The sequence below is a fragment of the Microbacterium sp. genome (assembly GCF_036277215.1).
Lineage (GTDB): Bacteria > Actinomycetota > Actinomycetes > Actinomycetales > Microbacteriaceae > Microbacterium.
Genome location: NZ_DASUNI010000003.1, coordinates 1 through 8551, shown reverse-complemented (window position 1 = coordinate 8551; position 8551 = coordinate 1). Strand labels below are relative to the sequence as shown.

General features: G+C 69.0%; 8 protein-coding genes and 1 tRNA gene. 7 read left to right on the top strand and 2 right to left on the bottom strand.

The features are described from left to right. Positions 1-45: 45 nt before the first annotated feature. On the bottom strand, positions 46-264 hold the full coding sequence (locus VFX99_RS00285; RefSeq protein WP_329664321.1) for a hypothetical protein: 219 nt from the start codon (positions 262-264) through the stop codon (positions 46-48). Positions 265-312: 48 nt separating this feature from the next. Here VFX99_RS00285 and VFX99_RS00280 point away from each other — a divergent pair, with 48 nt between their 5' ends. The 4 genes from VFX99_RS00280 to VFX99_RS00265 are packed head-to-tail and all read left to right on the top strand — an operon-like array spanning position 313 to position 4630. Beyond that, the gene (locus VFX99_RS00280) at positions 313-1371 is read left to right on the top strand and encodes a 3-isopropylmalate dehydrogenase (protein ID WP_329664320.1); all 1059 of its coding nucleotides are present in this window, start codon (positions 313-315) and stop codon (positions 1369-1371) included. A 42-nt stretch (positions 1372-1413) separates the two neighbouring features. Then, on the top strand, positions 1414-2520 hold the full coding sequence (locus VFX99_RS00275; RefSeq protein ID WP_329664319.1) for a branched-chain amino acid aminotransferase: 1107 nt from the start codon (positions 1414-1416) through the stop codon (positions 2518-2520). A 42-nt stretch (positions 2521-2562) separates the two neighbouring features. Next, on the top strand, positions 2563-3327 hold the full coding sequence (locus tag VFX99_RS00270) for a fumarylacetoacetate hydrolase family protein (RefSeq protein ID WP_329664318.1): 765 nt from the start codon (positions 2563-2565) through the stop codon (positions 3325-3327). Further along, complete coding sequence (locus tag VFX99_RS00265) at positions 3320-4630, top strand: MFS transporter (protein WP_329664317.1); 1311 nt, start codon at positions 3320-3322, stop codon at positions 4628-4630. The genes VFX99_RS00270 and VFX99_RS00265 overlap by 8 nt, the downstream gene beginning before the upstream one ends. Here the strand turns inward: VFX99_RS00265 and VFX99_RS00260 are convergent. Further along, positions 4581-5645 (bottom strand): aminotransferase class V-fold PLP-dependent enzyme, encoded by a 1065-nt coding sequence (locus VFX99_RS00260; protein ID WP_329664316.1) that lies wholly within the window; start codon positions 5643-5645, stop codon positions 4581-4583. The genes VFX99_RS00265 and VFX99_RS00260 overlap by 50 nt on opposite strands. A gap of 81 nt (positions 5646-5726) precedes the next feature. Here VFX99_RS00260 and VFX99_RS00255 point away from each other — a divergent pair, with 81 nt between their 5' ends. The 3 genes from VFX99_RS00255 (at position 5727) to VFX99_RS00245 (ending at position 8342) form a co-directional block, all read left to right on the top strand. Continuing rightward, a complete protein-coding gene (locus VFX99_RS00255; RefSeq protein WP_329664315.1) occupies positions 5727-6659 on the top strand; it encodes a LysR family transcriptional regulator in 933 nt (310 codons plus the stop codon). A gap of 22 nt (positions 6660-6681) precedes the next feature. Next, on the top strand, positions 6682-8193 hold the full coding sequence (gene gltX / locus VFX99_RS00250) for a glutamate--tRNA ligase (RefSeq protein ID WP_329664314.1): 1512 nt from the start codon (positions 6682-6684) through the stop codon (positions 8191-8193). A 77-nt stretch (positions 8194-8270) separates the two neighbouring features. Further along, a tRNA-Gln gene (locus VFX99_RS00245) sits at positions 8271-8342 on the top strand. Positions 8343-8551: the final 209 nt, after the last annotated feature.

The following is an 8551-nucleotide window of genomic DNA, read 5'->3' as shown; positions in this document are numbered from 1 at the left end:
CGGTACGCCTCGACCACTGACGCGCCGGCTCGTCGCGAAGGGCGCTCACAGGATGGCGTGGGCGCGGGCGGTCGCAGGATGCGGCGTATCCTCCATCGCCTCCGCGAGGATGCCGACCGCGCGCTCGATGCTGTCGGGCGTCGCGGTGATGGGGATGCGGATGTTCCGCTCGAACTCGCCGGTCAATCCGAACCACGGACCTGCGCCGATGAGGAGTCCTCGCGATCGTGCGGCGACCGTCTGAGGCGCTCTGCTCCCGCCCACTACCCTGGAGGGGCCGCCGACGCCTGGTGGCGGACGTGAAGGAGAGCAATGTCGCGCGTAGTGAGACTGGCCGTCATCCCCGGCGATGGGATCGGCCCCGAGGTCATCGCCGAGGCGGAGAAGGTTCTGGACGCCGCGACAGCGGGTTCCGGCATCCGATTCGACAGAACGCAATTCTCGTTGGGCGCCGCACGATTCCTCGAAACCGGTGACACGCTCACGGACGACGATCTCGCCTCCATCGCCTCGCACGACGCGATTCTGCTCGGCGCGGTCGGGGGAGTGCCCGGCGATCCGCGACTGAAGGACGCCAACATCGAACGCGGACTCCTGCTGAAGCTGAGGTTCGAGCTCGACCACTACGTGAACCTGCGCCCGTCGAAGCTGTACGCGGGTGCGCCCGGGCCCCTCGCCGAGCCGGGCGACATCGACTTCGTCGTCGTGCGCGAAGGCACCGAGGGTCCTTACGTCGGCAACGGCGGGTCGATCCGCAAGGGCACGCCGCACGAGGTCGCGAACGAGACCTCAGTGAACACGGCTTACGGCATCGAGCGGGTGGTCCGCTACGCGTTCGATCTCGCCGAGCGGCGCCGTAGCAAGATCACCCTCGTTCACAAGACCAACGTGCTGGTCCACGCCGGCGGCATGTGGCAGCGGATCGTGAACGAGGTGGCGAAGGAGCACCCCGGAGTCGCCGTAGACTATCTGCACGTCGACGCGGCGACGATCTTCCTGGTCACAAACCCGTCCCGATTCGACGTTCTCGTCACCGACAACCTCTTCGGCGACATCCTGACCGACCTGGCCGGCGCCGTCACCGGTGGCATCGGCCTCGCAGCGTCCGGGAACATCAACCCGGATGGCGCGTTCCCGTCGATGTTCGAGCCTGTCCACGGTTCGGCGCCCGACATCGCGGGGCAGCAGAAGGCCGACCCCACGGCCGCGATCCTGTCCATCTCGCTCCTGCTCGATCACCTCGGGCTGCACGACGAGGCACAGCGCGTCACCCGAGCTGTGGAGGACGACATCGACGCCCGCGGCGTCGACACCCGCACGACCGCCGAGATCGGCGACGCGATCGCGCGGCGCCTGCAGGCGTACCCTTGAATCTCGCTCATATCGTGGGCGCAACACCTCCTTGGACGTGACATGACACTCATCGGAACCGACCCCGACACCGGACTCAAGCCACTCGAGTTCGCCGTTACCAAGAACCTCGCCGCCAAGAACACCGCTCAGCGCGACGAGATCCTGGCCGACCCCGGCTTCGGCCTCCACTTCACCGACCACATGGTCGACATCTGCTGGTCGGTGAACGGCGGATGGCACCGTCCACGCGTTCAGCCGTATGGCCCGATCACGCTCGATCCCGCCGCTGCCGTGCTGCACTACGGCCAGGAGATCTTCGAGGGGATCAAGGCGTATCGGCACGAGGACGGGTCGATCCACACCTTCCGCCCCGATCAGAACGGGCGTCGGCTGCAGCGGTCGGCCCGCCGCCTGGCTCTGCCGGAACTCCCGGTGACCTACTTCATCCAGTCGCTGCGCGAGCTCATCGCCGTCGATGGCGCGTGGGTGCCGTCGGGCCAGGATCAGACCCTGTACCTGCGGCCTTTCATGTTCGCCAAGGAGGCCTTCCTGGGCGTCCGCCCGGCGCACAAGGTGAACTACTACGTGATCGCCTCGCCTGCCGGGGCGTACTTCCACGGCGGCATCAACCCGGTGTCGATCTGGCTCAGCGAGGACTACGCCCGGGCCGGCAAGGGAGGCACGGGCGCAGCGAAGACCGGTGGCAACTACGCCGCCTCATTGCTGCCGCAGTCGGAGGCCTACGAGAATGAGTGCGACCAGGTCGTCTTCCTCGACCAGGATCGCAACGTCGAGGAGCTCGGCGGCATGAACGTCGTGTTCGTCTTCAAGGACGGCACCCTGGTGACACCCCAGTCGCCGTCCATCCTCGAGGGCATCACCCGCGACTCCATCCTGCAGCTCGCTGCCGACCGCGGCCACAAGGTCGAGGGTCGGGCGGTGTCTCTGGCCGAGTGGCGCGCCGGCGTCGCGTCGGGCGACATCGTCGAGGTGTTCGCGTGCGGCACGGCCGCGGTCGTCACACCCATCGGAACGCTCAAGGGCAAGGACTTCCTGGACGAGCAGCCCCTCGGGACGCTCGCGCTGGAGCTGCGCCAGGAGCTCACCGACATCCAGTACGGCCGGGTCGAGGACAAGCACGGCTGGCTGTTGCGCCTCGACGCCTGAGCAGGCCGGTGACGGATGCCGCGGCCTGAGTAGGCTGGGCCGGTGAGGATCGCACGCTTCATCCACCAGGACGCCATCCGCTTCGGCATCGTCGACGACATCGATCTGGTCGTGCTCGAGGGCGACCCGATGTTCGCGGGCTTCGACACGACCGGTGAGCGCATCCCGCTCGGCGACGTCACGCTTCTCGCGCCGGTGATCCCGCGCTCGAAGGTGGTCTGCGTCGGACGCAACTACCGGGCGCACGCCGAGGAGTTCGGCAACGAGGTTCCGGCCGAGCCGATGCTGTTCCTCAAACCCAACACCGCGGTGATCGGGCCCGGCGACGTGATCGTTCGGCCGCCGCAGTCGCAGTTCACGTCGTTCGAGGGCGAGCTCGCGGTCGTGATCGGGTCGATTGCGAAGAATGTGACCGTCGAGCGCGTATCGGAGGTCATCTTCGGCTACACGATCGCGAATGACATCACCGCCCGCGATCTGCAGAAGACCGACGGCCAATGGGCGCGCGCGAAGGGCTTCGACACATTCTGTCCCCTCGGACCTGCGATCGAGACCGAGTTCGACCTCGCCTCCGCGACCCTCGAGACGCGACTGAACGGCGAAGTCGCGCAGCGCGCTCCGCTCACCGACATGATCCACTCGGTCGCCGACATCATCGCCTACGCATCAGCGGCCTTCACCCTGCTTCCCGGTGACGTCATCCTCACGGGCACACCTTCGGGCGTCGGACCGTTCGTGGCCGGCGACACCATCGAGGTCGAGATCTCGGGTCTCGGCACGCTTCGCAACACAGCGCGAGATGGCTGACACCGGGACGGATGCCGGGGCCGGCAGCATCCCGCCGGAAGAGCTCGCGCGCGTTCGGAGACGCACGATCTGGGTCCTGTCCATCGGGCAGGTGCTCGGCGGCATCGCATTCGGAGCGACGATCTCGCTCGGGGCGGTGCTGGCCGCCGAGATCTCGGGGGATGAGGCGTTCTCCGGATTGGCCACCGCGTTCATCACGCTCGGCGCCGCGGCCCTCGCCGTGCCCCTGGCTGCGTTCGCCCGGCGCCGTGGCCGCCGGATCTCACTCGCATCGGGAATGCTGCTCGCACTCGCGGGCGTCGCCGTCGTCGTTCTCGCGGCAGCCGTCGTCTCTTTTCCGCTCCTGCTCCTGGCATTCGCGCTGATCGGCGCCGGTCAGGCCGCCAACCTGCAGACCCGCTTCGCCGCCGCCGACCTCGCCACCGATGCATCGCGCGGCCGCGACCTCTCGATCGTCGTCTGGGCGACGACGATCGGCGCCGTTCTCGGCCCCAACCTCGTCGGCCCCGGCGAGATCGTCGGTGAGGCGATCGGGATGCCGCCCCTGACCGGTCCGTACGTGTTCGCGGTCGTCGCGCAGCTGGCCGCCATCGCCGTCTACCTGATCGGGCTGCGCCCCGACCCGCTGCTGCTCGCCCAGCGCATCGCCCGAGCCGTGGCGAATGGAGCCAACGCGATCGCGCGCGCCGACCGACCCCTCGCCGCTCGCTACGCGATCATCGCGATCGCGGGCGCGCATGGCGTGATGGTCGCGGTGATGGCGATGACGCCGGTGCATCTGCTGCACCACGGCGCCTCGCTGACGATCATCGGGCTCACGATCAGCCTGCACGTCGCCGGGATGTTCGCCCTCTCGCCGGTCTTCGGAATCCTCGCCGACCGGGTCGGCCGCGTCGCGACGATCCTCCTCGGTCAGGTGCTGCTCGCCGCGTCGCTCGTGCTCGCCGCGATCGGACAGGACTCAGCGACGACCGTCACCGTCGCCCTCGTGCTGCTCGGGCTGGGCTGGAGCGCCTCGACCGTCTCCGGTTCCGCCCTCCTCACCGAGTCCTCGAGCGAGGCGCTGCGCACCCGCCGCCAAGGCCGGAGCGACCTCATCATGAACCTCGTGGCCGCGGTGGGCGCGATCCTCGCCGGGATCATCCTCGGGCAGATCGGCTACGGCGGGCTGGCCCTGTGCGCCCTGTCGATCGTGGTCGTCGTGACCGGTCTGTCGTTCCTCGGAAAGAGCGCGAAGCCGCAGCCCGCGGAGATCAGTGCCTCAAAGCCGCCAGCGCATCGTCCACGTCCTGCTCGTCGTTGAAGACGTGGAACGCCACGCGCGCCCGACCGGCGCGACCCGATGCCGCGATGCCCGCCTCGGCGAGCCGGGCGAGATCGCGGCCGTCGGGGTCGGCCCACGTCACGATCGCGCTCGCACGCTCGGGGGCGGCGAGCCCACGTCCGGCGCGGAACGTCGCCGCCAGGCCGGTAGTGTGCGCGTACACGGTCTCCGCATCGAGTGAGGCGAAGAGCTCCAGGGCAGGCTCGGCTCCGACGAACGCCTGCCAGGCGGGGGAGACGTCGAATCTGCCTGCGTCGGCAGCCAGTTCGACCTCGTGGCCGTAGCAGGACACCCACGGGTCGCTGCCCGCGTACCAGCCTGCGAAGACCGGTCGCACAACGCGGGTGAAGTCCTCGCTGATCGCCAGGAAAGCCACACCCCGCGGAGCGCACAGCCACTTGTAGGCGTGGCAGATCACCGCGTCGTGATCCGCGGCATCCACCGGCATCCATCCCACCGCCTGCGTCGCGTCGCACAGGGTTCGGGCGCCGTGCCGCCGCGCAGCGGCACGGATCGCCGCGTCGTCCGCCACCTCACCGGTGGCCGACTGCACGAGCGAGAACGCCACGAGCCAGGTATCCGCGGTGATCGCATCGGCCAGTCCTTGGAGGGGTGCGGTGCGCAGGCGGACGCCGCGACCAGCGTGGGCGAACGGCAGCACCATCGACGAGAAGTCGCCCTCGACGCACAGCACCTCGGCGCCGTCCGGGATGGCTGCGGCGACCAGGCCGGCGAAGACGGATGCCTGCGATCCGATCGCGACCCGCGAGGCGTCGACCCCGACCAGCCTGCCGAAGGAAGCGCGGGTTCGTTCCACGATGGCCGTGTAGGCGGCCGCATCGGCATGGCCGGTGGCCGCGGCATCCAGATCCGCCATGACCGCGGCGCGAGTGCCGTGGGTCGGAAGCCCCATCGTGCATGCGGCGAGGTACGAGCGACCGCCGGCGAACTCGGCGCGGGCGTCGCGAAGGTCGGGTGGAGCGAGAGTGGCCATGAGTCCAGAGTCCTCGCGCTGACACCATCCGTCTAGGGCAGGTGTTCGATCGGAATCATGCTCGGAGGTTATGCTTCGAGCATGTCCGATCGCGTTCTGGATGATCCCGAATTCGACGTGCAGAGCCTGCGCGTGATCAAGGCCATCGCCGATGAGGGATCCATCACCGCGGCGGCCGCAGCGCTCGGCTACAGCCAGCCGGCGCTGAGCCAGCAGATGAAGCGGCTCGAGCGGCGCCTGGGCGTGCCGATGATCGAGCGGGTCGGACGCAGCGTTCGCCTCACCGAAGCCGGCCGCGTGCTCGCTCGTCACGCGCCCGCCGTGACGACGGCTCTGGATGCCGCTGCCGGCGAGCTCGCGGAACTGCGAGGTCTTCGCGCCGGTCGGGTACGGCTGGTGGGCTTCCCGTCCGCGTCGCCGACGGTCGTGCCGCGGCTGCTCACCGACCTCGCCGCGCACCACCCGGGCGTGACGATCACATACGTCGAGGCCGAGCCGCCCGAAGCGGTCGAGGCGGTGCGGGAGGACCGGGCGGACATCGCGCTGACCTTCAGCTATCCGGGCGACCGCGACGATCCACACGGTTCGAGTGCCAGTGGTCTTGCGGTGCGCGCGATCGGCACGGATGAGCTGCTCGCCGTCCTGCCGACGGGTCACCCCGCGGCGGACGGTGGTCGGATCGATATGTCGGCACTGTCGGACGAGAACTGGATCGCCGGATGCCCGCGCTGCCGTGGTCACCTGCTCGAGCTGTGCGGGCGCGCCGGGTTCGTGCCCCGCATCAGCTTCGAGACCGACAACTTCGTCGCCGTCGAGGGACTCGTCGCGCAGGGCATCGGCGTCGCGACCCTTCCGCGGATGGCGGTCGAGTCGTTCCCGCGGCTGCCGGGCGTGCTCACGGTTGCGCTGCCGATCGCCGAGGCGCGCACGATCCACGTCGTCACCGCGCACGGCGCCGAGCGTGTGCCGGCCGTGCGAACCACGCTGGCGGCCCTCACGCGGGTGCTGGCGTAGCCGCGAACTAAGCTGGACGGCGATGTCTATCCCCGATCCCCGCACCACGACCGCTTCCGGCGCCGACGTGCGCGTGCGCTTCTGCCCGTCGCCCACCGGTCTTCCGCACGTCGGCCTCGTGCGGACCGCCCTGTTCAACTGGGCGTACGCGCGCCACACCGGCGGCACCATGGTGTTTCGCATCGAAGACACGGATGCCGCGCGCGACAGCGAGGAGAGCTACCTGCAGCTGCTGGACGCGCTGCGCTGGCTCCGGATCGACTGGGACGAGGGCGTCGAGGTCGGCGGCCCCCACGAGCCGTACCGCCAGTCGCAGCGCTTCGACATCTACCGCGAGGTCCTCGCGAAGCTGATCGCCGCGGGGGCGGTCTACGAGTCCTACTCCAACGCCGAGGAGATCGACGCCCGCAACGAGGCGGCCGGTCGCGCGAAGCAGCTCGGCTACGACAACCACGACCGCGACCTCACCGACGAGCAGCGCGCAGCGTTCCGCGCCGAGGGCCGCGAGCCCGCATATCGCGTCCGCGTACCCGACGAGGACCTCACCTTCGTCGACCTCATCCGCGGCGAGGTCACGTTCCCGGCCGGATCGTTCCCCGACTTCGTGATCTTCCGGGCTGGCGGCATCCCGCTGTACACGTTCGTGAACCCGGTGGACGACGCCTTGATGGGCATCACCCACGTGCTGCGCGGCGAGGACCTGATGCCCTCCACCGCCCGTCAGCTCGCCCTGTACCGCGCACTCATCGACGCGGGCGTCACCGACTTCATCCCGCGGTTCGGACACATGCCGCTCGTGCTCGGCGACGGCACCAAGAAGCTGTCCAAGCGCGACCCGCGCGCAGATCTCTTCCTTCAGCGCGAGAAGGGGTTCATCCCCGAGGGGCTGCTCAACTACCTCTCGCTGCTCGGCTGGTCGATCGGGCATGACCGCGACGTCTTCTCGCTCGACGAGATGGTCGCCGCGTTCGACATCGTCGACGTCAATCCCAACCCGGCCCGGTTCGACCAGAAGAAGGCCGAGTCGATCAACGGCGATCACATCCGGATGCTGGAGCCCGCCGATTTCGCGGAGCGCATCGTCCCCTATCTCGCGTCGGCCGGCGTGCTGAGCGTTCCGCTGAGCGACGCCGATGCCGAGTTGCTGCGGAAGGCGGCGCCGCTGATCCAGGAACGGCTGCCGCTTCTGGGCGACGCGCCCGGCCTGCTGCGCTTCCTGTTCACCGACGACATCTTCTACGAGGACGACGCACTGGCCGGTCTCCCGGAGAACACGGGCGTGGTGCTCGCGGCATCCGTGAGTGCGCTCGAGCAGATCCCCGAGTCGGAGTTCACGACCGCCGCCGTTCACGAGGCGCTCTCTTCGGCCCTGATCGAGGGGTTGGGGCTCAAGCCCCGTGTCGCGTTCGGCCCGCTGCGCGTCGCCGTCAGCGGTCGCCGCGTCTCGCCGCCGCTCTTCGAGTCGATGGAGCTGCTCGGCAAGGCCGAGTCGGTCCGGCGACTTTCCGCGTTCGAGGCCTTCCGCGTCGGCTGAGCGCGCCGCGTTCGGTTTGGCCGGGTCGCGCGCGTCGTCTAGACTTGACCCTTGGCACCGGCTTCCACCGAGCGCCTTGGGGTATGGTGTAATTGGCAACACGGCGGTTTCTGGTACCGTTGTTCTTGGTTCGAGTCCAGGTACCCCAGCAGTGAATTCCGCAGGATTCCGCCACAGAATCCCTACTCGTTTGAGCGCTCTCCGCTCGGCCCGAAGGGCCCGGAGACCAGAAACAAGACCAAATACTCGCGAGAGCGTCTTCGCGCAGTAGGTGCGTCCCGGTTCCCACGCCGCCGCACGGTGGGGTACGGGTTGCCGCGGAAGAATTCGGCGCACCTTGTGTGCATGGACGCATCGA

Bases quoted from the DNA above. Each gene is read 5' to 3' on its own strand.
- VFX99_RS00265 (WP_329664317.1), top strand. From the start codon at position 3,320: ATGGCTGACACCGGGACGGATGCCGGGGCCGGCAGCATCCCGCCGGAA.
- gltX (WP_329664314.1), top strand. From the start codon at position 6,682: ATGTCTATCCCCGATCCCCGCACCACGACCGCTTCCGGCGCCGACGTG.
- VFX99_RS00255 (WP_329664315.1), top strand. From the start codon at position 5,727: ATGTCCGATCGCGTTCTGGATGATCCCGAATTCGACGTGCAGAGCCTG.
- VFX99_RS00280 (WP_329664320.1), top strand. From the start codon at position 313: ATGTCGCGCGTAGTGAGACTGGCCGTCATCCCCGGCGATGGGATCGGC.
- VFX99_RS00275 (WP_329664319.1), top strand. From the start codon at position 1,414: ATGACACTCATCGGAACCGACCCCGACACCGGACTCAAGCCACTCGAG.
- VFX99_RS00260 (WP_329664316.1), bottom strand. From the start codon at position 5,645: ATGGCCACTCTCGCTCCACCCGACCTTCGCGACGCCCGCGCCGAGTTC.